This window comes from uncultured Psychromonas sp., from assembly GCF_947489755.1.
Taxonomy (GTDB): Bacteria; Pseudomonadota; Gammaproteobacteria; order Enterobacterales; family Psychromonadaceae; genus Psychromonas.
The window spans coordinates 21004-45535 of record NZ_CANLFB010000014.1; the positions used below are offsets into that span (position 1 = coordinate 21004).

Below are 24532 nucleotides of genomic sequence, written 5' to 3' on the forward strand. Positions count from 1 at the left end.
TAATAATTATTAGTATTACAAATAATTAAATCATTTTTTGAGTACCACGGACGATAAAATTCAAATATTAAATGCTGCATGCTTGGTATGAAGTCATCAGACTTAAAGAAGGTATAGGTAAAAAATGGACTTTTTCCATACGTTAAAATCTCGCTTATTATTCTTGATCTTTATTGTTGCATTACCTGGATTAGTTGCCATTTTATTTCAAGCAACTTCTGAGCGTAATAATGCAATAGAAAATGCTCGTCGACTTGCTGTGGTTGTGGTCGATAACATCACTGCAGAACAAGCAGACATCATAGAAAATACAAAAAGTTTTTTACAGCGCTTATCGCAATCTCCTATTTTATTAAATCCAACTTCTGTTGAATGCAGTCAATTTTTAGCGAACATTCATCACTTAAGCGATAATTACGTCAACTTAGGTGCACCTACTGTTGATGGTCAATTATTGTGTAATGCGACACCATTAAGTGAACCGATTAATGTTTCTGACCGTGCTTATATACAACAAGCTATTACTCAAAGAGAATTTACTATTGGTCAATTTCAATTTGATCGAGCGGCCGAAAAAACCAGTATTAATTTTGCTTATCCAATTATCAATGCTGTAAATGATGTCGTTGGTGCCACTGTTGCCGTTGTTTCACTTGACTGGTGGAGTAAGCAACTTGAACACGCTAATTTACCTGACAAATCTGTTGCCTATATTACTGACTCTAACCATAAAATCATCGCGCTTTATCCTGAAAATAAAGCACTACTTGGCCTTTCCTTAGAAAGTGTTCAATATTCAATTAAATTAATGCCAGATAAAAAAGTAAAATTAGTTGAAGATTCAAACGATTACTTGCGCATATTTGTTAGTAGAGCATTAATAAATATGGATGATCAGAGGGGCACTGATGACACTGTTAATATTATTGTGGGTATACCTTTTGAAAATGAATTAAATCTTATTGACTCGAGGTTATTGAAAATCATTTCAATATTACTATTTTTTGTTTTAATCATTGTTCTATTTGCTATTTTTGCCATCAATAAAAGTGTCTTAAAACCGCTTCAAACACTTAAGAACTCTACTAAGCAATTTGCGCTGGGAGTGGATGAAAGTGTTCATTCTCTAGAGGGGACTAAAGAGCTTGTTGATCTACAAGAGCATTTTTATTTAATGGCAAAAACAAGATTGTATGCAGAAGAGCAACTTAAGTTTAGCCAAGCATTTTTGCAAGAAAGTGAAATGAGACTGTCGAGGCATTTACAAAATACACCGCTTGGTTCAATTAGTTGGGATAGAAACTTTATTTGTACGGAATGGAATCGTGCCGCTGAGCATATCTTTGGATACTCATCAGGCGAAGCTATCGGGGCGATTGTGAGTGATTTAATCGTTTCTCCTGAATTGAAAAAAGCGTTTGTTCAACACTATAAATTATTATTGAAACAGGAAGGTGGGACCTACTTTAAAGGACACCATCTTACTAAAGATGGCAACAGCCTTAATTGCAGTTGGCATAATACTTTAATTCTCGATAAAGAAGGGAACGCTAATGGATTTGCGACGTTAGTTAAAGATATAACTGAAGAGAAACGTAATCAGGATACGTTAGATAATTTCTTTAAGTTACCAATGAACCTTCATGCCATCGTTAACTTTGATAAATCTATTATTAAAGTGAATAAAGGCTGGGAGACTATTCTTGGTCACACATCAAAAGAGCTGTTAGGCACTAATATATTAATGTTAATGCATCCAGATGATATTCAAAAATCTAAAATTGTCAGGACTACACTACAAACCGATCATGACCTTCTTTCTTTTGAAACTCGATGTAAAACGAAAGATGGAAAGTATCGTTTAATTGATTGGTCTTGCACCGTTTCTAGTGAAGATAGGATTTATTATGCAATTGGTGTTGATATTACAGATAGACGCTTAATTGAAGATAAATTAAAGCTCGCGGCAGGTGTTTTTACACATGCTAAAGAAGCGGTCATTATTGCTGACGAAAGTCATCGTATTATCGATGTTAATGATGCATTTACAAAAATAAGCGGTTATTCAAAAGAAGAGTCTATAGGCCAGAAAACCAGTATGTTTAGGTCAGGCTTGGAGACCACTGAATTTTATAATGAGATATACAAAACTATTGCTGAAAAGGGACATTGGACGGGAGAAATTAGTAATAAGTGTAAAAATGGAACAATTATTTCTCAATTGCTGACGATCAGCACTATTAACGACACTCTCGGAAAAATATCCAACTATATTGCTTTATATACTGATATTAGTGCGATAAAAGAACAGCAATGGCAATTAGAGCGTATTACTCATTATGATGTGTTAACTGGGTTACCTAACAGAAGCTTACTCGCAGATCGCTTAAAACAAGCAATGCTATTTTGTGAGCGTAAGAAACAATCCTTGGCGGTTATTTTCCTTGATTTAGATGGTTTTAAAGAAATAAATGATAATCACGGCCACAAAACGGGGGATAAATTATTAGTCGAAATGGCCTCTCGTATTCAAGCTTGTTTAGGAGAGGGCGATACACTTGCTCGTTTCGGTGGAGATGAGTTTGTCGCCGTATTAGGAAATCTTGATAATGCGCATGATTGTGAGCCTGTATTAGAGGAATTGCTTTCAGCGGTACAAATTCCGCTTATGATAGGGCATGCTGCTATTAATATTTCTGCAAGTATTGGAGTGACGATTTATCCTCATGATGATGTTGATGCAGAACAACTATTACGACATGCAGATCAAGCGATGTATACCGCGAAGCAAGAAGGCAAGAATCGTTATTATCTATTTGATATGGTCCAAGATATTGCCTTAAAAACGCAGCATGAAAAATTAATTAGAATTGAAACCGCCTTACAGGAAAATGAGTTTGTCCTTTATTACCAACCTAAAGTAAATATGATCACTGGTGAATTGATTGGTGTGGAAGCATTGATTCGTTGGCTTCATCCTGAACTAGGTTTATTACCACCGATTGAATTTTTACCAATTATTGAACGCCATGAACTCACAATAAAAGTCGGTGAGTGGGTTATTGATACGGCACTTGCTCAAATTACACTTTGGCAAAAATTTGGTTTAAATATTGTTGTTAGTGTCAATATTGATGCGTTACAACTACAACAAGTTTCTTTTGTAGAGCGACTTTCTTCGTTGTTAGCGGCTCATCCAAATGTCCCTAAAGGGGCTCTTCAATTAGAAGTATTAGAAACAAGTGAATTAGCCGATGTAAAAGACGTCGCAAGAATAATGCACGCTTGTATTGAGTTAGGTGTTGGATTTGCGTTAGATGATTTTGGAACGGGTTATTGTTCGTTAACGTATCTAAAGCGTTTACCCGTTAACTTGATAAAAATAGATCAAAGCTTTATTTTTGGTATGTTAGACGACTCTGAAGATTTGTCGATTGTTGAGGGCGTGATGGGACTCTCTAAGGCTTTCGAGCTCGATATTATTGCTGAAGGCGTTGAAACGCTTGAGCACGGAACGGCATTATTAGGGTTAGGTTGTTATTTAGCACAAGGATACGGTATTGCAAGACCTATGCCTGCTGCTGAAATACTAACCTGGTCAGAAAATTGGACCCCTGATAAAGCTTGGTCGACGTTTAATTTAAGCTAAAAGCTGAAATTCTTAACAAGACAGTAAAGTATGAAGCCTCACATTATTGAGGCTTATTCTTATTGTATTTTGAACCATTAAAAGCTAGTTTATATTTAAAGAACGCTATAAAACTGCACAAAATTGAATATTTATTTTTGTATCATATTCGCTAAGTATTTATAATCTTTGCAAATAGATCACAGCTAATATTAAAACGATCAAACAATAAAAGAAAATACTCCACCAATAACGCTTCGAATCATTGATATCACTTCATTTTATTTCCGTTAACACCCTGATTATGCTTTAATACGGCGCTTAGATCGTCGTTAAATAAATAGCATTGGGGTTTACTGTGAGTCAAGATATCGAGAAACGTCTTAATAAATTTATCAGTGATTCGGGACATTGTTCTCGACGTGAAGCAGATAAGTTAATTGAACAAAATCGCGTTAAAATTAATGGGCAAGTTCCTGAATTAGGGACTAAAGTTCAGCCAGGCGATGAAGTGTTTGTTGACGGTAAACGTATCAATAAAATAGCAGAGAATAAATCTGACCGTATTTATATTGCTTATAACAAACCAACAGGTATTACATGCACCACTGAACGCGATGTTTACGGTAATATTATTGATGCTATTAGACATAAAGAACGTATTTTTCCTATCGGCCGTTTAGATAAACCTTCAGAAGGTTTAATCTTTCTTACTAGTGATGGCGACATCGTTAATAAAATTTTACGCGCTGAAAATGCACATGATAAAGAATATCGTGTCACAGTCGACCAACCACTAAGTGAACGTTTTGTTGACCGTATGCAACGTGGTGTTCCCATTTTAGATACAATTACCAAACCTTGTGTTGTTAAAGTTGAAAGTCGTTTTGTATTTACCATTATTTTAACGCAAGGCTTAAATCGTCAGATTCGCCGTATGTGTGAATATTTAGGTTACGAGGTTACACGTCTACAACGCACACGTATCATGAATGTGACGTTGAATAACTTGAAAGCAGGGCAATGGCGAAATCTTTCTGAAAAAGAGATGGCTGAAATTAATACCGCTGTTGAAGGTTCTTCAAAAACAGCCGTTAATACTACCTTGCCTAAAGAACAGCAATCTACTGATCAAACGAATAGTGATAAACTATCTCGTCAAAGAAAAGCTTCTGAACCTACTGCTTCTGGTGCTTACTACGGTAAAGTTGAAAGAAGTGGCAACGCAGAAAGAAATAATAGAAATGACAAGTATGGTTCGAACGATAGAACAGTCCCTAAAGCGAAGAAAGTATTTGTTAATAAAAATGCAAAACCAAGTACATCAAGTGCAACAATCAACAGACCAAAGTTGTCATTAAAAAGAAAATGAGCCAAGGTGAATTCGATATAATTAAACGTTATTTTCAACGCCCAACGAATAAAGTTGATGGTGTTGAAATTGGCATTGGTGATGATTGTGCAATATTGGATGTTCCTGAAAGGCATCAATTAGCCGTCACCACTGATAGCTTAGTCAGTGGAGTACATTTTTTTCATGATGTCGATGCTTACCGTTTAGGTTATAAATCTTTGGCTGTTAACTTAAGCGATTTAGCCGCCATGGGCGCAACAGCAAAATGGGTTTCTTTGGCCATTACGTTGCCAACAGTCGATGAAACTTGGTTAGCTGATTTTTGCAGAGGTTTTTTTGCGTTAGCTGATAAATATAATGTGCAATTAATTGGTGGTGATACCACAAAAGGTCCGCTATCAATTACTGTTTCAGCTAAAGGTATCGTTAAAACAGGTCAAGCTTTAACACGCAGCGGTGCTCAAGTTGGCGATGTGATTTTTGTGAGTGGTTGTTTAGGAGATGGCGCTTTAGGACTTGCTGTTAAACTGTTATCGACTGAAGCACAACAACTTACCCCAGAAAGCCAACAAGCATTTATCAATGCGTTAGAGCTTACTGAACCTCGTTTAGAACTGGCTAAACTGCTCGTTGGCTATGCGTCAAGTTGTATTGATATCTCCGATGGTTTGAGTCAAGATCTCTCGCATATCCTTAAAAAATCACAGTGTAACGCTGAGATAACATTAGAAAAATTACCTTTTTCCGATGCGATGTTAAATGAAATTAAATTAGGTCATCTTCCGTTATCACAGGTTTGGCAATATGCTGTGAATGGCGGCGATGATTATGAATTAGTATTTACCATTCCTGCAGATAAAGTGAGTGCATTTCACACATTATTAAAAACACAATCAATGTTAGACGATGTGGATTGTTATGAAATTGGTAAAATAACTGAATCTAAGCTTATTGATTGCAATAAATCGACCAACATACCGTCAACAACACCTTCTATATTATTCACTCATCTACAACAGCCTGTTGATTTAAATAGCAGCGGCTGGGATCATTTCAAATAAGGTAATAACATGTTAAATCGTGATGATTTAAAAGGCTTAAAACTGTCAAACCCAATACATTTAGCCGCTGTCGGTTTTGGTAGTGGTTTAGCACCTAAAGCACCAGGAACATTCGGTACATTAGCGGCAGTGCCACTTTTTTATCTTTTAGCAATGCTTAGTATCGAATCTTATATTGCTGTCTTGGTCGTCACTAGCTTTGCTGGATTTTGGTTTTGCCATGTGACGAGTGATGCAATGGGTGTACATGATCATAAAGCGATTGTATGGGATGAGTTTGTAGGTTATTGGATTACTATGTTACCTGTTTTATTCTTTTACCCAGACCTCAACAATACGATGGATATACCTTTTATTTGGATTGCTATTGGTTTTGCTTTATTTCGTTTTTTTGATGTACTAAAACCTTTCCCTATTAGCTGGTTAGATAAAAAAGTACATGGTGGTTTTGGTATAATGATTGACGATATCGTCGCTGGAGTGTTTGCTGCAATTGGATTGCTTTTGATAATTCAATATTGGGGGTAAATATGTTACTACGTTGGCTTATTCTTTCTGTCACCTTTTATGCAGCTGGTAGTGTTGCACAGAGCCAGAATGTATTTAATCCGCAGGCGATTACGGTCGCCATTGATAAAACACCTGTTTCATTTAATCCTTATTCTGATCAAGCATTAATGAGTCAGCAATTTAAGCACCTGTTATTTGATCCGTTATTCCGTTGGGATAAAAACCAAAAAATAGAAGCTCGCTTAGTCAAAAGTTGGAAGCGTATCGATAAGAGAACCGTGCGTTTTTTTCTACGAGAAAATATACACTTTCATACGGGTAATATATTAACTTCAAATGATGTACTTTGGTCTTTTGAACAAGCAAAGAAACAAATCAATAGTAATTTTCTCAATAAATTAGATTGGGTCAAAGCTAATAATCAAAATAGTTTTGATATTAGAACAAGTCTTAGTGATATTCAGCTGTTAGATTACCTTACTGATGTGTTTGTATTGGACTCAAGATTTTATGAAAAGAATGCCAATGTTTTAGATACATCTCCTTCTATTATACTACCTCCGGTCAGAAACTTACCTATGTCCGGCACGGGCCCTTATTTAATTCAACAATATAATCCTGTATTAGGGATGGTTGTTGTGGCGAACCCAAACTATTGGGACGGTTTCCCTAAGGTTCAATTCTTTCGATTCATGCGTATTAATAAGCCTCAATCTCGCTTATTCGCTTTATTAGCTGATGATGTACAAGTAAGTTATGCCATCCCTAACAAAAGCACTGAAGACCTTGAAAGTAATACCACCAAAAACTTAGTTAAAGTTCCTTCTTCAAATGTTGTTTTTTTAACGATTAACGATAAATTATCACCAGTATTAAAAAATAAAGAAGCGCGAGATGCTATTCATTTAGCCATTAACCAAGCGGGCATCCTGAAATATATTTTAAAAGATAATGGTCAACTCCATCCTTCTGTGATGGCGCTAGCCGACAATACATTTTCAGATAAACCCGATAAAACCAATGAAGAAATGCCTGAGTATGATCTAGAAAAATCCAAAGCATTAGTGAAGGAAATGAAATTACCGAAACAGATGTCGTTATTGGTGATGCTAGATGATGTTGGGAATACAAAGAAAGTCGCTGAAGCATTAAGTAAAATGTTAAAGAGAGCGGGCATTGTCGTTGCTATACAAGAAATTAGTTCTGAAGAAATATGGAAAAATACTAATTTATATTATGACTTAACCATTTCTACTTGGCAGACTCAATTAATGAGTCAAGATAATATGTATGAAAATTTATTCTTACAAAGTTATTTAACAGGGTATCTTCAGGATAAGTTTAAGGAACGAGGGCTAAAGCATAACTTTAAACAAGAATCTGATTATTTTAAAACCTTACAGCAGGATAATTGGGTTATCCCATTGTTTTATCAAGATAAAATTTGGGCTCAAAATAACAAGTTTAATTTAGATGAGATATTCTCAAGCAATGGCATCCCTTATTGGTCATTACTAAAGTTAAAGAAGACTGAAGATAAGCCAAATAATGAAGATGTACTGTTAAAGCTAAAAGATAAAAAGGAAGGATAGAAAAGAAACAACATCATAAAGTAGTATTACTCGTTTCATGATGTTGTTTTTTTGATTAAGCACTTGTATTGAATGAGTGCTTAAAGATTTTAATTAACTGTCTTGTGAGTTACTGAAACTTAACGATATAAATTAACTGACTCACTTAATGATAGTTAGATTAAATGGTTTACAGTTCTAAAATATATACTCAATGCTTATGAAAAGAAGTTCACTATCTGCTCTTCAATCCCATCACTATCAAGTTTTAACATGTGATAAATTTCTTGTTGTGTACCTTGTTCAATAAAAGAATCAGGTAACCCTAAGTGTTGTATTTTACCCGTATATTGCTGTGTCATTAAGAACTCACTAACGGCAGAACCTGCACCACCTGCAATACTATTTTCTTCAATCGTCACAATCTGAGAATGGCTTTCAGCAAGTCGTTTCAATAATGATTGATCTAATGGTTTTACAAATCGCATATCGACTAACGTTGCATTGAGTTTTTCTGCAACTGGAGCCGCTGCTTGTAAAAATGTACCAAAACATAAAATTGCTGTTTTATGGCCTTCAGCAACGACTTTTGCTTTACCAATTTCTAATTGTGTCATTACTGCTTCAACTGCTATTCCTGTTCCGCTACCTCTCGGATAACGTACAGCCGCTGGTGTGTTAAGCAAATGTCCGGTGTATAACATATTACGACACTCTTGTTCATCAGAAGGGGTCATAACCGTCATGTTAGGCACACAACGTAAAAAGCTTAAGTCGTAAGCACCTTGATGCGTAGGACCATCAGCGCCAACGATACCCGCTCTATCAATAGCAAATAAAACACCTAAGTTTTGAATAGCGACATCGTGGATAACTTGGTCATAAGCACGCTGTAAAAAGCTTGAGTAGATAGCAACGATAGGATTTAAATCGGCAATCGCCATACCAGCCGCTAATGTCACTGCATGTTGTTCTGCGATAGCAACATCATAATATTTATCAGGGTGACGTTTAGAAAACTCAACCATGCCAGAACCTTCACGCATTGCTGGAGTAATCGCGGTCAGTTTAGGGTCTTTATCGGCCATGTCATTTAACCACTGGCCAAATATTTTGGAGAAAGTTGGTGCAGAAGGTTTAGGAATCGGTAACGCTTGATCGGGTGTGAACTTGGGTACTGCATGATAGGTAATTGGGTCAAGTTCAGCTTGTTTGTAGCCTTTACCCTTTTTAGTCATCACATGTAAAAACTGTGGGCCAGAATGAGAACGCATATTGCGTAGTGTATCGACTAACGCAATCACATTATGTCCATCCATCGGACCAATATAATTAAAACCGAACTCTTCAAAAATAGTGCCTGGTGAAACCATGCCTTTTAAATGCTCTTCAGTTTTCTTGGCTAATTCTTTAATGGGCGGAATATTCGATAATACTTTTTTGCTGCTTTCACGAAATTGTGTATATAAATCACCCGATAATATTTTTGCTAAGTGATTATTTAACGCGCCCACATTTTCAGAAATAGACATTTCATTATCATTGAGGATCACTAACATGTCGTTATTCAAAGAACCGGCATGATTTAATGCTTCAAATGCCATGCCTGCAGTGATTGCACCATCGCCAATGACGGCAACGACTTTACGATCTTTTTTCTCTTTTCCTGCCGCAATCGCTAAACCGAGTGCTGCACCAATAGACGTTGATGAGTGCCCAACACTTAACACATCATATTCACTTTCTTCGCGCCAAGGGAAAGGGTGTAAGCCCTTAAACATTCTAATATTTTCCATTTGGTCACGACGACCCGTTAAGATCTTATGCGGATAAGCTTGATGGCCAACATCCCAAACAAGGTGATCAAAAGGGGTGTGGTAAACATAATGCAAAGCCACTGTTAATTCGACCACGCCTAAGCCTGAAGCTAAATGACCACTGGTTTGACTAACACTGGTTAATAAAAATTGACGTAATTCTTCGCACAGTGCAGGGAGCTGGTGTTTTTTTAATAGACGCAGATCTTCTGGATAATTGATATCAGCGAGCAACGGGTAATTTTTTAAATCCAATGGCATATTTTATTTATCACGTTTGATGATGTAGTGAGAGAACAACTCGAGTAACTGAGTATTATAAGGTAATTGTGATAAAGCATGAAGCGCTTCTTTATATAAGTCTTGTGCTTTTTGTTGTGCTGCTGGTAAACCTAGTAAAGCTGGGTAGGTTGATTTATTCAACTCTTGGTCTGAACCTTGTGGTTTGCCTAAGGTTTGAGTATCACTTGTAATATCTAATATATCATCTTGTACTTGGAAAGCTAACCCTATCGCCGCCGCAAAACGTGTTAATAGTGCAAACTCTTGCGGGTCAATATCTGATTTAGTTAATGCGCCCATTTGCACAGCAGCTAATATAAGAGCACCGGTTTTGGCATTATGGATTGTTTCTAATTCAATTAATGAAATGGCGGTATTCTCAGCGGCTATATCTAATATCTGTCCTGCACACATGCCTTTTTCACCCGATGCTCTGGCTAATGTGTTGATGATTTTCAACTGTGCTTGAGGTAATAAGTCATCAATTTCCGTAGATAAAATGTCAAAAGCTAAGGTTTGTAATGCATCGCCAGCTAATATTGCCGTCGCTTCATCATATTTTATGTGGCAAGTAGGGTGACCGCGACGAAGTGCATCATCATCCATTGCAGGTAAGTCATCATGTATTAGCGAGTAAGCATGAATACATTCAATCGCGGCTGCAATTGGGTCAAGTGTTTCAAGCTTACTCTCTAGCATTTGTCCAACGGCATACACTAAGAAAGGTCTGACTCGTTTCCCTCCTAACAATGCACCATAAGTCATTGCTTCATTTAATTCTTTTGACGCGGGGATCGAGTAATTAATATGTTTTTCAAGCTGTTCATTTACACGTACTTGAAATTGTTGCATGGTAGAAGTTAATTGTGTCATCTAGGCTGCTTAGTATTTGAAATGTAAGACAAAAAGTTATTCTTCAAAATTCTGTAAAGGCACTTGAACATCATTTTGCATTAAAATACTCACTTGTTGCTGAGCATGTTGTAACTTTTGACTATTGCTGCGTGCTAAAGAAATACCGCGTTCAAATTGTTTTAAAGCATCTTCAAGGGGTAAATCACCGCCCTCTAAATGTTGAACAATTTGTTCAAGTTCAGTAATTGCTTCTTCGTATTGCATATTTTCAGGTTTTTTTAAGGCCATGGGAGATCTCTTTTCTATAATTTGTGCAAGATTACCGTGCCTGTTAAGGATGTCAAACTAACGTATAAAAATAATTTCGAAATAGTGAAGTTGTGGGCTGTTTGATGACTTGCAAAATATCTTATTTTAAATAATAGTTTATGGCTACAAACTAACCATAAATAGCTATACTATCTACTTAACAACGCATTAATATTAAATTAAAAAGGATTTATCTGTGGATTTAGCAACACTCGTTGGAATTATAGGCGCTTTTGGCTTTGTCGTTATGGCAATGTTGATGGGAGGAACTCTCGATATGTTCGTCGATGTCACTTCTATTTTGATTGTGTTTGGCGGTACGGCCTTTGTTGTGATGATGAAATATAACATCGGACAGTTTTTTGGGGCGATCAAAATTGCAATGAAAGCATTTATGTTTAAAACAGATTCTCCTGAAGAGTTGATAGTAAAAACGGTAGAAATGGCTGATGCCGCTCGTAAAGGTGGATTTTTAGCGCTTGAAGAAGCTGAAATAACCAACCCTTTTATGCAGAAGGGAGTTGATATGTTAGTTGATGGGCATGATGCTGATGTTGTACGTCAGACTTTACAAAATGATATTCGATTAACTTCTGAACGACATGAGGTCGGTGCCGAGATATTTAAAAATTTTGGTGATGTGGCGCCCGCAATGGGCATGATTGGTACCTTGATTGGATTAGTGGCGATGTTATCAAACATGGATGACCCTAAGTCGATTGGTCCTGCAATGGCTGTTGCGTTATTGACAACGTTATACGGTGCGGTGGTTGCGAACATGGTTGCCTTGCCTATTGCTGATAAATTAAAATTAAGAGCGCAAGAAGAAAAATTAAATCGTAGCCTTATATTAGATGGCGTATTAGGTATTCAAGATGGCCAAAATCCACGTGTTATTGAAGGGGTGCTACGCAATTATCTACCTGAGTCTAAACGAGGTAGTACAGATGATGGTGGAGCAGAATAATGGAAGAAGAATGTAAATGTCCCCCCGAGGGATTACCTGCATGGATGGGGACCTTTGCAGATTTAATGTCATTGTTAATGTGCTTCTTTGTTTTACTTTTATCATTCTCAGAAATGGATGTATTAAAATTTAAACAAATAGCTGGGTCGATGGCATTTGCTTTTGGTGTACAAAACCAATTAGAAGTAAAAGATATCCCTAAAGGGACCTCGGTCATTGCACAGGAATTTAGGCCTGGTAAGCCTGAACCGACACCTATCGAAGTGATCATGCAGCGAACGACTGAAGTGACTCAAACGACTTTAGACTTTCAAGAAGGTGATAGTAGCCGTGCTGGTGGACAACAAGATGTGCCTGTTCGAGAAACCTCGTTACAAGTTAATGAAGAAACTAAAGAAGTGTTATCAGCTGAAGCTTCAGAATCAACGGCAGAACAATCAGAAGAGCAACTAGATGAAACAGATAAGGCCTCTAGTGCAAGCGCTGCAGCGCAACAAGCGTTAACGAAGAAGGTCGCAGAGGATCTCCGTGAAGAGATTGAAGATGGTGCGATTGAGATAGAATCTTTAGGGCAACAGTTAATTATTCGTGTGAGAGAGAAAGGCGCTTTTCCTGCTGGCTCTGCCTTTTTACAACCTCGTTTTAGACCTGTGATTGCTAAAGTGGCTAAAATATTAGTGGATGTACCGGGTGTGGTAACGGTTGCTGGGCATACTGATAATGAACCAATACAATCAGAGTTATATCGTTCTAATTTAGATCTTTCTGCGCAACGAGCCGTGTCTGTTGCTCAGGAAATGTTGAAGTTAAAAGGGATTAGAGATAAGAAAATGTTAGTGGTTGGTTATGCGAATACTCAACCATTAGCCGAAGGTGATTCACCTGCTGAACAACGTCGTAATCGCCGTGTTGAAATTATGATCATGCAAGGTGAAGCGGCAGAGTCTGGCGAAATATCGGTAGAGTAATTAATACCTATTTAATGTTCGACTAAATCTAATAAAAAGGCCTACACTAAATTATTTTAATGTAGGCCTTTTTATTACGATACTTTTAGAGAGACTGAACGCTCAAGTCGTCATATTGTAAATCGTTTTATCATTTAATTCGCTAAACCTAATCTTCGATAACTTTCTTTAATACAACAATCAACCCTAACACTGGCACACCAATCAAGGCAGAGGCAATAAAGAAGTTTACATAACCAAAATCATCTACATACACACCTGAGAATCCAGCAATAAACTTTGGAAATAACAACATTATCGAACTAAATAATGCAAATTGTGTGGCTGAAAATTCAATATTTGTCAGCTTTGAAATATAGGTAATAAAGGCTGTCGTCGCTATTCCTGCACTGATGTTATCCATAGAAATGATTAACGTTAATAATGTTAAGTCTTTTCCTACAAAAGCGAGAATAGCAAAAATAAAATTAGTGATGACGACTAAAAGTCCACCGAGGAACAGAATCGAGTAAGTACTGTAACGCGTTAATAAAACCCCGCCTAATGCTGCACCCACTAATGTCATAGTGACACCAAATATTTTTGATATCGCTGCAATTTCTCCTTTGGTGTATCCCATATCCACATAGAACGGATTCGCCATGATTCCCATTACAATGTCAGATATTCGGTAAGTGCCAATTAATAATAAAATTAAGAGGGCATGCTTACCGTAGCGCTTAAAGAAGTCTGCGAAAGGTGCAATCACCGCCATATTTAACCACGCCATAAAGCGTCCGGCTATTGTAGGAATTTTAGCTGCATTTAATTGTTCCAAAATAGCTGCTTGCTGTTGTTGTAAGTCGGTACCTTTATAGTCTGGCTCTTTCGCTACAAAAGTTGTGATGATACCTACGCCCATACAAGCAGCCATCACAAAGTAAGAGGTTGACCAAGCAGAAAGTTGATATGCCTCTGAACTACTCGACCAAGCTGCAATCGCTAAAGAGCCTGCACCTGCCATGATCATGGCTAAGCGGTAACCTGTCATGTAAGCAGCGGCCATCGCAGCTTGAAATTTTTCTGGTGCAGATTCAATACGAAAAGCATCAATGACAATATCTTGTGTTGCAGAACTATAAGCAACCACTAAAGCACAAACAGCAAACATGGCTAAGTTTTGTTGTGGGTCACTCATCGCCATTCCAATCAACGAGAGGATGATTGATACTTGAGACAATAATAGCCATGAACGTCTTCGTCCAAGCAATGGTGTTAATAACGGTATTGATAAACGGTCGACAAAAGGAGACCAAATCCATTTAAAAGCATAAGCCAGCGCTATCCAGCTGAAAAAACCAATGCTGGCTCTACTGACACCCGCTTCACGTAACCAAAATGAAAGAGTAGAGAAAACAAGTAAGAGGGGTAAGCCGGCAGAAAATCCGAAAAAGAACAAAATTGCTACACGTTTTTGTAGATAAATTTTGCAACTCTCTAACCAGCTTGGTTTATCTATTTGTTGTGATGTATCAGTTGCCATGGAATTAACTCGATAAAGCGTTGATGGTCTCGCTATTTATAAAAAATGGTGTTGCATGATTATTAGCTGGCCTATAGTTTTAAACTATCCCAACGACTTCTTTGTTGGGATAGTGTGTGTTGTTAAGCTATATAATACTAATGTTTTAATTGATGACCGATCAACTCAAAACGCCAACCCGTTAATATTTTAGGTTTTACTGCTGTTAAACGCTGCTTGTCGTCTAATTTCCAACACCAACTTAAATACTCATTAATGACACGTTTAGAAGCAATTAATTCAACAGGTAATTCATATTTTTCAGCACAGGTTTTAACTTGATCTTTTATCGACTTTAATGTTTTCTTATAAGCAGGAAAGTCGACTAAACGTGAAATCAATGGCGGATAGGTTTCTGGATCTTGTGCTGTTACTTTAGCCATTACCGCTAAAATATTGTCGCCATGGATACGAATTTCATTCGGTAATAGATGTAACCGTTTTAAGTCGGCATGTGTTGATGGCTGATAATAAGCTAATAACCATAAGTGCTCAGCCTTAACCACAAAGTTTAGCGCTAAGTTTCTTGCTTCTGCGGTTTCTAAACGCCATTTAGCAAGCGCTTTAATCAGTGCTAAACCGTATCGGTCTAATTGAGATAAGTTATCTAACGATTTATAGGCTTTTTCTGAATCGACTGGTTTCATTTTTTGGTCAAGAATCATTTGGCATTCTTGTTCAAAAAAATGGATCATATTTTTTTCAGCTAGTTGAGCTTGCAGTACTTCTAAACTTGGTTGTAGATATAAAACGTCTGCTGCTGCGTAATGTTGTTGTTTTTCAGTTAATGGACGAGCACACCAATCGGTACGAGACTCGCCTTTATCTAATACAACACCTTCGATTAACTCAACCATTTTTGCGTAACCTAACGATCCGCCATGATTTAGAAAAGCGCAGGCAACTTGTGTATCAAATAATTTAATATTGAGATTGCCTTTTTGATGTTTAATGATTTCTAAATCTTCGCTGCTGGCATGTAAGATACAATCTTTATTATCGATCGCTTCCCAAAAGGCGTTAATATTACCAATCTCGATAGGATCGATTAACACGATTCTTTCATTTTGCGAGACTTGCAATAAGCCCAAATTAGCAAAAAATGTACGTGTACGAACAAATTCAGTATCTAAAGAGATAGGGGAGTTATCTAATGTAGCAACATACTCAGATAATTTTTCTTGTGTGGAAATGATCTCAAATTGCATCAATTGATAACCTAAATAGAATTGTAATATTCCCTTATCTTACGGAAATTGAGGTGTTTTTTCTATTGAAATATTGATTTGTTAATTTTTATTTGAAATAGATTCTAATGCATAAAAAGTATGATTTATTGCATAAATATATAAGTAAGGCTAACAAATTTAAGCGCTTATTATTGTGCGATTGTGACAGATCCATTAGAATAGAGCTTTACAAATGCGCCGCGATCTGCTTATTGATAATCATTCGCATTATCCAAATATGTTTAGGCCGGGAAAAAGATTTTAAGTAATAGTGTGGTAAGGGAAACAATGACTAGAACAATGTATGAAAAAATCTGGGATGCGAACTTAGTTCATGAACCAGAAGCAGGATCTCCGCTTTTGTTTGTTGACAGACATCTAATGCATGAAGTAACAAGTCCACAAGCTTTTGAAGGCCTACGCCTGCAAAATCGTAAAGTGCGTAATGTGCACAGCATTCTAGGTACAATCGATCACTGTGTACCAACTAAAGACCGTTTTAATATTGTTGATGTTATTGCAAAAAAACAAGTTGAAACGATGACTGCTAACTGTGAAGAGAATGAAATTAATCTTTACGGTATGGACAGTAACCAAAACGGTGTTATTCACATCGTTGTACCTGAGCATGGTTTTGTTCATCCAGGTATGGTTGTATGTTGTGGCGATAGCCATACAGCAACTCACGGTGCATTCGGCGCATTAGCGTTTGGTATTGGTACGAGTGAAGTTGAACATGTAATGGCAACACAAACATTACAACAGAAAAAAGCAAAAACAATGCTAGTGAAAGTTGAAGGTAAATTACCTGCTTTCTCAACAGCAAAAGATATTGCATTAGCTATCATTGCTAAAACAGGTACTGCTGGTGGTACGGGTTACGTAATGGAGTTCGCTGGTAATACAATTACAGACCTGACAATGGAAGGTCGTATGACACTATGTAACATGGCGATTGAAGCCGGTGCTCGTGCGGGTCTTGTTGCTCCAGACCAAGTGACATTTGATTACCTTGAAGGTAAAGAGTTCGCACCAAAAGGCGACGAATGGCCAGTGGCTGTTGAATACTGGAAATCATTGGTATCTGACCAAGGCGCAACATTTGACGCTGTGATTGAACTTAAAGCTGAAGATATTGCACCACAAGTTTCTTGGGGTACTTCTCCAGAGCAAGTTATCTCAGTAACAGGTGTGGTTCCATCTCCATCTGACTTTACTAACGAAGTTAAATCACAAGCATGTGCAAATGCACTTAAATACATGGCATTAGAACCAGGTCAAAAAATTACAGACATCCATATTGATGTTGTATTTATTGGTTCTTGTACTAATGGTCGTATTGAAGATTTCCGCGCAGCGGCTGAATTACTGAAAGGTAAAAAAGTAGCTGATGGCGTTCAAGCATTTGCTGTACCGGGTTCTTTCCCTGTTAAAGTACAAGCAGAAAAAGAAGGTCTTGATAAGATCTTTGTTGATGCTGGTTGGGAATGGCGTGATCCAGGCTGTTCAATGTGTTTAGCAATGAACGGTGATGAATTAGAAGATGGTCAACGTAGTGCATCTACTTCAAACCGTAATTTTGAAGGTCGTCAAGGTAAAGGTGGTCGTACTCACCTTGTTTCACCAGCAATGGCTGCTGCAGCATCAGTTGCAGGTCACTTTGTAGACATTCGAGATTGGAAATAGGGACTAGATAATGCAACCATATATTAAACATACAAGTATCGCAGCGTTAATGGATCGTAGTAACGTCGATACCGATCAAATCATCCCAAAAAACTTCATGAAAAAAGTGGAACGTACAGGTTTTGGTATTAACTTATTCCATAACTGGCGTTACCTTGCGGATAACATCACGCCAAACCCTGAGTTTGAATTAAACAAACCTGCTTTTAAAGGCGCTAAAATATTAGTTGCTGGTGAAAACTTTGGTTGTGGTTCATCTCGTGAGCATGCGCCATGGGCAATCGCGGATTACGGTTTTAATACTATTATTTCAACTAGTTTTGCTGATATCTTTTTCAGTAACTGTTTTAAAAATAGCATTTTACCAGTGGTTGTTACTGACGAGCAGCTTGCATCATTAATGGCTGAAATTTCTGCTAATGAAGGTGTTGAATTTACTGTTGATTTAGAAGCTCAAAAAGTAACAACACCAGGTGGTCTTTCAATCTCATTTGAAGTGGATGCATTCCGTAAAGAATCATTACTTGATGGTCTTGATGATATTGCTTGGACATTAAAGCATGAAGAGCAAATATCTGCGTATGAAGCGGCACAAAGAAAGCGCTTACCGTGGTTATGGCCTAGTGCTTAATCAAGCTTGATGCCAATTACATCGAATTGGTAGTAGTTTGTTATCACAAATAAAAGGTGCACTTGTTGCACCTTTTTTATCGAAAACTTATTGTAGTGGATTGTGTGTAGTGAATTGTTATTTAACACTATTTTTATTAATTCAGTGCAATAAGCTTTTACCTTAAATTTTACATGTGGAGTAAGCAATGACTCAAGATAATGTCACTGTGCAGTTGATGGATACAACATTACGCGATGGAGAACAGACTCAAGCTGTTTCATTTTCTCCAGCTGAAAAAGTTAGCCTTGCGAAAGCGCTGTTACAAAAGCTTAAAATTGACCGTATTGAAGTTGCTTCAGCACGTGTATCAGAAGGTGAAAAAGAAGGCGTAACCAAATTAAATACGTGGGCAACCAAAGAAGGGCTGGTTGATCGTATTGAAGTATTAGGGTTTGTAGACCACACATTAAGTGTTGATTGGATCACTGATACTGGCGGTAAAGTATTAAACTTATTAGCCAAAGGTAGTCTAAAGCATTGTACTGAGCAATTAAGAAAATCGTTAGATGAGCACGTTAATGATGTTAAGCAAACGATTGAATATGCAAAACAACAGGGTTTAAAGGTCAATATCTATTTAGAAGATTGGTCTAATGGTTATCAAGATAGCCCGGACTATGTCTATGACATGGTCACTAAATTATCTGATGTTGGTATTGCACATTTTATGTTGCCAGATACATTAGGCGTTATGTCACCGGACGAAGTGTTTGATAGCTTAAGCGACATGGTCAGCCGTTTTCCAAACTTGAAGTTTGATTTTCATCCTCATAATGATTATGGCTTAGCGACTGCTAATGCGATGTATGCGGTAAAAGCGGGCGTGTCATCTATTCATTGCACCATGAACTGTTTAGGTGAGCGAGCGGGTAATGCTTCTTTAACGGAAGTGGCAGTAGTCTTAAAAGATAAACTGGGTAAAAAAGTTAATATCGATGAATCTGAAATTCATAACTTAAGCAAATTAGTAGAGAATTTTTCAGGTAAACGTATCGCTGATAATACACCCATTGTTGGCGCAGATGTGTTTACTCAGACCAGTGGTATTCATGCTGATGGTGACAAAAAAGGTGGTTTATATATCTCTGCATTAACACCAGAACGTTTTGCACGTTCACGTAGTTATGCATTAGGTAAAATGAGCGGTAAAGCATCACTTGCTAAAAACTTAGAAGCGATGGATATTGAGCTTGACCCAGAGCAGCAGAAAAAATTATTAAAACGTATTGTGCGTTTAGCAGATCAAAAAGCGACAATTACTGCTGACGACTTACCATTTATTATTGCTGATTTATTAGAACGCAATGACTACAACTATGTTGAGTTATTGAATTGTTCTATTAATTCAGGATTGGATTTAGAATCAACAGTCAGCATTCGTGTACGTGTTAACGATGAAATATACAAAACAAGTGGCAGTGGTAATGGTGGTTTTGATGCCTTTATTAGTGCGATGAAAAAAGTGTTAGATAAAAATGAATTTGTCTTCCCTGAATTAGTTGATTTTGAATTGCGTATTCCACCGGGTGGTCAAACGAGTGCCTTCACTGAGTGTATTGTGACTTGGGAAGATGGTGATGACCACTTTACAACGCGTGGTGTTAATGCAAACCAGGTATTAGCAGGGATTGGCGCTACGATTCGTATGATCAATTTGCGTATGCATAATAAATAAAGCGAGTGTTTAAACATGACATTTAATCATTCAAAGTGAGTTGATACTGAGTGATTAAAAATAAAAGCCTTAATCTTTGATTAGGGCTTTTGTGTTTTGACGAATATACTAGCGTTAATTAAAATAAGCTGTCGAATAAATGATGAAAGAGGAAAGAAAATGAGAGTATGTGGTGTTGAATTAACAGGTAATGAAGCAGTAATTGCTATTATGCAGTTTAAAAATGGTCTATATGATGTACCGCCTGTACGTACAACAAAACTAACATTAAATGATCCAATTAATACTGAACCATTAAAAAAGTTTCAATTTGATTTTGCACAATTAATGAAAGATTACCAAGTTGATAAAGTGATCATTCGTGAACGTGCATTAAAAGGTAAGTTCGCGGGTCATACATTAAGTTTTAAAATTGAAGGTGCATTACAATTAATGCAAAGTGTAGAAGTACAGGTGATCTCATCTGACTATATTAAGCAAGGTCTTAAACAAGCACAAAATACACCAACAGCGATTGAAGTCGGGCTTAAAAAGTTTCAAGAACAAGCAATGTTAACGGCATTTGGTTACTTACAAAATAAATTAGGTTAATATTTTCATTGTTATTGGTTTTGTACTTGGACCCAATGAGATTGCGTAAATAATTTTCACTAAGAATAGTGATTTAATTGCATTGGCTTAATCACATAAGCTCAATAACAGTAGCTCAATAACAGTTGTCAAAGAGTTTAGCTATATGCTTAAATTCAAAAGTTAATAATATGAAATGATTTTTAAAAAAGGAGATGAATAATAATTTATTCATCTCCTTTTTTGTTTCCTAATTAAATATCAGATCTACAGTTTAAAATGAAATACGAAGTACGCTTATAGAATAACTATCAAACACTTCGATTTTCTATACAAAGAATAGTCGTACGTTAAGCTAGACGAGTTTAATCAGAGATGAGTATAATCATCCACATTTAATAAATTAAATTAAATTAAATTAAAATAAAAGGAAAGGCGCGTGGAAAATAGTTTTGAAAACTTTGTTGCTCAATTTAAAGAGCAACAACCTGTCTCATTAGGTACATTCTTTTATCAAGCTGAATTGCATTTAGTTGTTCAATTAAAAGACTATCTAGGTGTTGAACAGTCACAATCAAGAAGCTTTTTCTCTCTTATTGAGCAAGCTAAAAAAACACATAATGCAGATACTAATAAACATTTTTGGAATGCTTTATTGGCGTTTAATCAAGTGAATTTTAATCCTACAAGCAAGAGTGCACAGCCTTGGTTGCGTTATGTGAACATTATTGAATCATTACAAGGTTACGCCGGTAGTCAGTTATTTGAAGCTAAAAATATTAAACTTAAACGCCAACATCGTCTGTTTTTTGCTTATATGCTGACATGGGAACATCTTCGCTATATTGCCGGAAACGATGATGATTACAGCCCTAGCAGTGAAATATTAGCCGCTTATTCAAGTGCACATAGCGAAGAAGACCATGTACATACAGAGCAATGTGCAACTTCAACGTGTGGTGATTAACCGTAATAGCATCATGAAACGCCCAGCTTAAATATGGTTTAGGTTCAAATATTAAGTGTATATTTTGAATAGAAAGGAAAGTAGCTTTTCATTTTATAATGGAAGGTTGCTTTAAATTATTCTTGTCGATTTATAGTCATAAATAAATTAGCTTTTTAAGGAGGGAATGTGGATCAAACCATCGATGATAAGGCTTGCCCTTTTTGTTTCAACGATAACCAATGCGATGTCGCTAATAATTGTTGGTGTAAAGTTTTGGAAGTACCCACTAAGTTATTGCAATTAGTCCCTGCGAATCTTAAACACAAAACCTGTATTTGTAATTCATGTGTTATTAGTTTTAATCATGATCCCGCATTATTCATAAAAAACAGAGAAGACAAGATCGGTTAGCAATGAATTATTTTGAGACTGTAATAAAAACGGTGTTTTCTCGTTTTCATGGCTTTTAATCGTTGAAGTTAACTAACAGGCTGTTTCAGTTTTATCGTTATTTACTTACCTATTTATTTAATTAGTAGCTTAGTTACTTATTTAATTGCTCAATTGTAGTGGCCGAATTACCGCTTTTATCTTGTAAGTTAATATCCGCACCGCGTTCAACTAATAACTCACGAAGTTCTTCACGACCAAATAAGCTGGCATACATGACGGCTGTTTGACCTGCTTTATTTTGTTGGTTTTCATCGCAGTCTTCAGACATTAATGTTTTAGCAATACTAAACTCACCTCTAAATACGGCAGCCATTAAAGCAGTATTACCTTTATTATCTTGAGCACAAACATGAGCGCCTTCTTTAATTAACGTATTAACCACATTTTTTTGACCATTGTAAGTGGCAATCATTAAAGCGGTGTAACCTTTATGATTTTTAACATCAATTGGCAAACCTGCATTTAAAAACTCGCTAATGACTTCATTGTCACCCGTGCGTGCTGCAGCATAGTAATAAGGTATTAATTGTTCATAGGCTTTTGCTTGATTGGCTTCGTCAGCATTAGCATTAGCATTAGCAAAAGTGAATGGAGACGTTATTGCTAATACAAAAAGAGGAAAGACAGTCGCCAATAACCCATTTTTTTTCGTGGTTCTCTTATTCGACATTAATGACTTAATAGTAAACATATCTATTCCTCTCTTTATAATCAGGTTATAAAAGTAGGTGAGGGGGCTTCACCTACTTAATCGTGCGTGAATTTATAACGTTTCAGCTATTGATTTCACTTTTTCGATATCGCCGTTCACTGCTTTCGTTAAACGTGTACCGTATTCAGCATCTGCTTTGTAAAAGTGACTTAACATTTTGTGTTGAGTTTCTTTATTAGTAACAGCGCCTAAATCACCCGATAAGTTGCGGATTAAGTTTGTGCGTTCTTGTTCAGAGAATGCGCGGTAAACTTCACCTGCTTGTGCAAAATCAAGCTGTTTATGGATTGCTTTTTGTTGTACTGACCCTGTTAGTGGTGTTTCGCTATGACGTGCTTTTGCATCTTCAGTAACACCTTCATAGTTTGGTTGGTAGTTAATATCAGATTGAGTGTTACCCACGTTACCTACGCCACCTTGGTTGTAGTTGAATACTACTACTTTTGGACGGTTAATCGGTAATTGTTGGTGGTTAGCACCTAAACGGTAAAGTTGTGTATCTGCATATGAAAACATACGGCCTTGTAGCAATCTATCTTCAGATGGTTCAATACCTGGGATAAGGTTCGCTGGTGCCATCGCAACTTGTTCAGTTTCTTGGAAAAAGTTGTCTGGTACTCTATTAAGCGTCATTGTGCCGACTTTTGTTTCTTTAATATTAGTCCATGCTTTTGTTGCATCTAGTGGGTTATAAGCAAATTTATTTAGATCTGAAGGTTTCATCGTCTTGATGTATAAATCCCATTTAGGGAAGTTGCCTTCTGAAATATTCGCGTATAAATCACGTGTCATATGTTGTGTATCAGTTGATTGCACAGCTTTAACTTGGTCTGCATCTAGGTTTTTAATACCTTGATGACTTTTCCAATGAAACTTCACATACTTAACATCGCCTTCATCATTGATCATTTTATAAGCATGAACACCAAAACCATCCATTTCACGGTAACTAGCGGGTGTGCCGTTGTCACTAAATACGCGAGTTAACATACTGGTTGAACCTGGCTCATTTGAGAAGAAATCAAAGAAACGGTTAGGATCTTGGATGTTGGTTACCGGAGAAGGCTTTAATGAATGCACCATGTCTGGAAACTTAATTGCATCTCGAATAAAGAAGACAGGTAAGTTGATACCGACTAGATCCCAGTTACCTTCATCGCTGTAAAACTTAGTTGCAAAGCCACGAGGGTCACGCAACGTTTCAGGGCTACCTAACGGGTGAATAACTGAAGAGAAACGTACGAATACAGGTGTTTCTTTTCCTTTGCTTTCAAAAGGAGCTGCCGTTGTTACATCGCTGTAATCAGTCGACGCTACAAATGTACCGTGAGCACCGGTACCACGAGCATGTACAACACGTTCTGGTATACGTTCACGCGCAAAACGTTGTAATTTTTGAATAAGATGAACGTCTTCTAATAACACACTACCATTTGGACCTGCAGTAAGTGAATTTTGATTGTCGCCAACAGCAGCGCCATTATCTTTTGTAAGCACTTCAGCGCCGACACTGAATGCAGTTGCAAGACTTAATGCTGGTACTAGTACCTTTAATTTAGATTTCATATTCATTCCCTTTTTAACTTGTTGTTGTAATAAGTGATTTGGATAGTAGGGGGAATTAAGTGAAAAGAAAAAACGTTTGTACTGATACGATCGATAGGTAAAGCTGATTGATTGTTGTTTTTATATAGTTTTTATG

20 protein-coding genes are annotated in these 24532 nt (G+C 36.9%); 13 read left to right on the top strand and 7 right to left on the bottom strand.

Going from position 1 to position 24532, the window contains the following annotated elements; all coding sequences use genetic code 11:
- Positions 1-124: 124 nt before the first annotated feature.
- From Q0794_RS09545 to Q0794_RS09565, 5 genes are all read left to right on the top strand, one after another.
- A complete protein-coding gene (locus Q0794_RS09545) occupies positions 125-3649 on the top strand; it encodes an EAL domain-containing protein (protein WP_298941490.1) in 3525 nt (1174 codons plus the stop codon).
- Positions 3650-3986: 337 nt separating this feature from the next.
- The gene (gene rluF / locus Q0794_RS09550) at positions 3987-5000 is read left to right on the top strand and encodes a 23S rRNA pseudouridine(2604) synthase RluF (protein WP_298941491.1); all 1014 of its coding nucleotides are present in this window, start codon (positions 3987-3989) and stop codon (positions 4998-5000) included.
- Entirely contained in the window at positions 4997-6043 is a 1047-nt protein-coding gene (gene thiL / locus Q0794_RS09555; protein WP_298941492.1) for a thiamine-phosphate kinase, read from the top strand. The genes rluF and thiL overlap by 4 nt, the downstream gene beginning before the upstream one ends.
- 9 nt (positions 6044-6052) lie before the next feature.
- Complete coding sequence (locus Q0794_RS09560; protein WP_298941493.1) at positions 6053-6571, top strand: phosphatidylglycerophosphatase A; 519 nt, start codon at positions 6053-6055, stop codon at positions 6569-6571.
- Between the two features lie 2 nt (positions 6572-6573).
- Positions 6574-8145, top strand: coding sequence for an ABC transporter substrate-binding protein (locus Q0794_RS09565; protein ID WP_298941494.1), 1572 nt, complete (start codon positions 6574-6576; stop codon positions 8143-8145).
- A 197-nt stretch (positions 8146-8342) separates the two neighbouring features.
- Here Q0794_RS09565 and dxs read toward each other — a convergent pair whose 3' ends face one another.
- The 3 genes from dxs to xseB are packed head-to-tail and all read right to left on the bottom strand — an operon-like array spanning position 8343 to position 11366.
- Positions 8343-10202, bottom strand: a complete 1860-nt coding sequence (dxs, locus tag Q0794_RS09570) for a 1-deoxy-D-xylulose-5-phosphate synthase (protein ID WP_298941495.1) — start codon at positions 10200-10202, stop codon at positions 8343-8345.
- Positions 10203-10205: 3 nt separating this feature from the next.
- Positions 10206-11096, bottom strand: coding sequence for a (2E,6E)-farnesyl diphosphate synthase (gene ispA, locus Q0794_RS09575; RefSeq protein WP_298941496.1), 891 nt, complete (start codon positions 11094-11096; stop codon positions 10206-10208).
- Between the two features lie 36 nt (positions 11097-11132).
- Positions 11133-11366, bottom strand: a complete 234-nt coding sequence (xseB, locus tag Q0794_RS09580; RefSeq protein ID WP_298941497.1) for an exodeoxyribonuclease VII small subunit — start codon at positions 11364-11366, stop codon at positions 11133-11135.
- Positions 11367-11583: 217 nt separating this feature from the next.
- On the opposite strand from xseB, the gene pomA reads away from it, so the two are divergent.
- Entirely contained in the window at positions 11584-12354 is a 771-nt protein-coding gene (gene pomA, locus Q0794_RS09585) for a flagellar motor protein PomA (protein WP_298941498.1), read from the top strand.
- Positions 12351-13322: a flagellar motor protein MotB gene (locus Q0794_RS09590; RefSeq protein ID WP_298941556.1), complete on the top strand. Its 972-nt coding sequence runs from the start codon at positions 12351-12353 to the stop codon at positions 13320-13322. The genes pomA and Q0794_RS09590 overlap by 4 nt, the downstream gene beginning before the upstream one ends.
- A 148-nt stretch (positions 13323-13470) precedes the next feature.
- Here the strand turns inward: Q0794_RS09590 and Q0794_RS09595 are convergent, their stop codons facing one another.
- On the bottom strand, positions 13471-14844 hold the full coding sequence (locus Q0794_RS09595) for an MFS transporter (RefSeq protein WP_298941499.1): 1374 nt from the start codon (positions 14842-14844) through the stop codon (positions 13471-13473).
- Between the two features lie 137 nt (positions 14845-14981).
- A complete protein-coding gene (gene rnd / locus Q0794_RS09600) occupies positions 14982-16091 on the bottom strand; it encodes a ribonuclease D (protein WP_298941500.1) in 1110 nt (369 codons plus the stop codon).
- Between the two features lie 309 nt (positions 16092-16400).
- Between rnd and leuC the strand changes: the two genes are divergently transcribed.
- The 6 genes from leuC (at position 16401) to Q0794_RS09630 (ending at position 22076) form a co-directional block, all read left to right on the top strand.
- Positions 16401-17798 carry a 3-isopropylmalate dehydratase large subunit gene (leuC, locus tag Q0794_RS09605; protein ID WP_298941501.1) on the top strand — a complete coding sequence of 466 codons (1398 nt, stop codon included), beginning with the start codon at positions 16401-16403 and terminating at the stop codon, positions 17796-17798.
- A 10-nt stretch (positions 17799-17808) separates the two neighbouring features.
- On the top strand, positions 17809-18429 hold the full coding sequence (gene leuD, locus Q0794_RS09610; RefSeq protein ID WP_298941502.1) for a 3-isopropylmalate dehydratase small subunit: 621 nt from the start codon (positions 17809-17811) through the stop codon (positions 18427-18429).
- Positions 18430-18616: 187 nt separating this feature from the next.
- Entirely contained in the window at positions 18617-20146 is a 1530-nt protein-coding gene (locus tag Q0794_RS09615) for an alpha-isopropylmalate synthase regulatory domain-containing protein (protein WP_298941503.1), read from the top strand.
- 159 nt (positions 20147-20305) lie between these two features.
- The gene (locus tag Q0794_RS09620; protein WP_298941504.1) at positions 20306-20737 is read left to right on the top strand and encodes a DUF3010 family protein; all 432 of its coding nucleotides are present in this window, start codon (positions 20306-20308) and stop codon (positions 20735-20737) included.
- Positions 20738-21155: 418 nt separating this feature from the next.
- Positions 21156-21683: a hypothetical protein gene (locus Q0794_RS09625; RefSeq protein ID WP_298941505.1), complete on the top strand. Its 528-nt coding sequence runs from the start codon at positions 21156-21158 to the stop codon at positions 21681-21683.
- Positions 21684-21851: 168 nt separating this feature from the next.
- The gene (locus Q0794_RS09630; protein ID WP_298941506.1) at positions 21852-22076 is read left to right on the top strand and encodes a cysteine-rich CWC family protein; all 225 of its coding nucleotides are present in this window, start codon (positions 21852-21854) and stop codon (positions 22074-22076) included.
- Between the two features lie 133 nt (positions 22077-22209).
- Here the strand turns inward: Q0794_RS09630 and Q0794_RS09635 are convergent, their stop codons facing one another.
- Together Q0794_RS09635 and Q0794_RS09640 are read right to left on the bottom strand one after the other, a co-directional pair.
- Positions 22210-22809, bottom strand: coding sequence for an ankyrin repeat domain-containing protein (locus Q0794_RS09635; protein WP_298941507.1), 600 nt, complete (start codon positions 22807-22809; stop codon positions 22210-22212).
- A gap of 72 nt (positions 22810-22881) precedes the next feature.
- Positions 22882-24402 carry a catalase gene (locus Q0794_RS09640; RefSeq protein ID WP_298941508.1) on the bottom strand — a complete coding sequence of 507 codons (1521 nt, stop codon included), beginning with the start codon at positions 24400-24402 and terminating at the stop codon, positions 22882-22884.
- Positions 24403-24532: the final 130 nt, after the last annotated feature.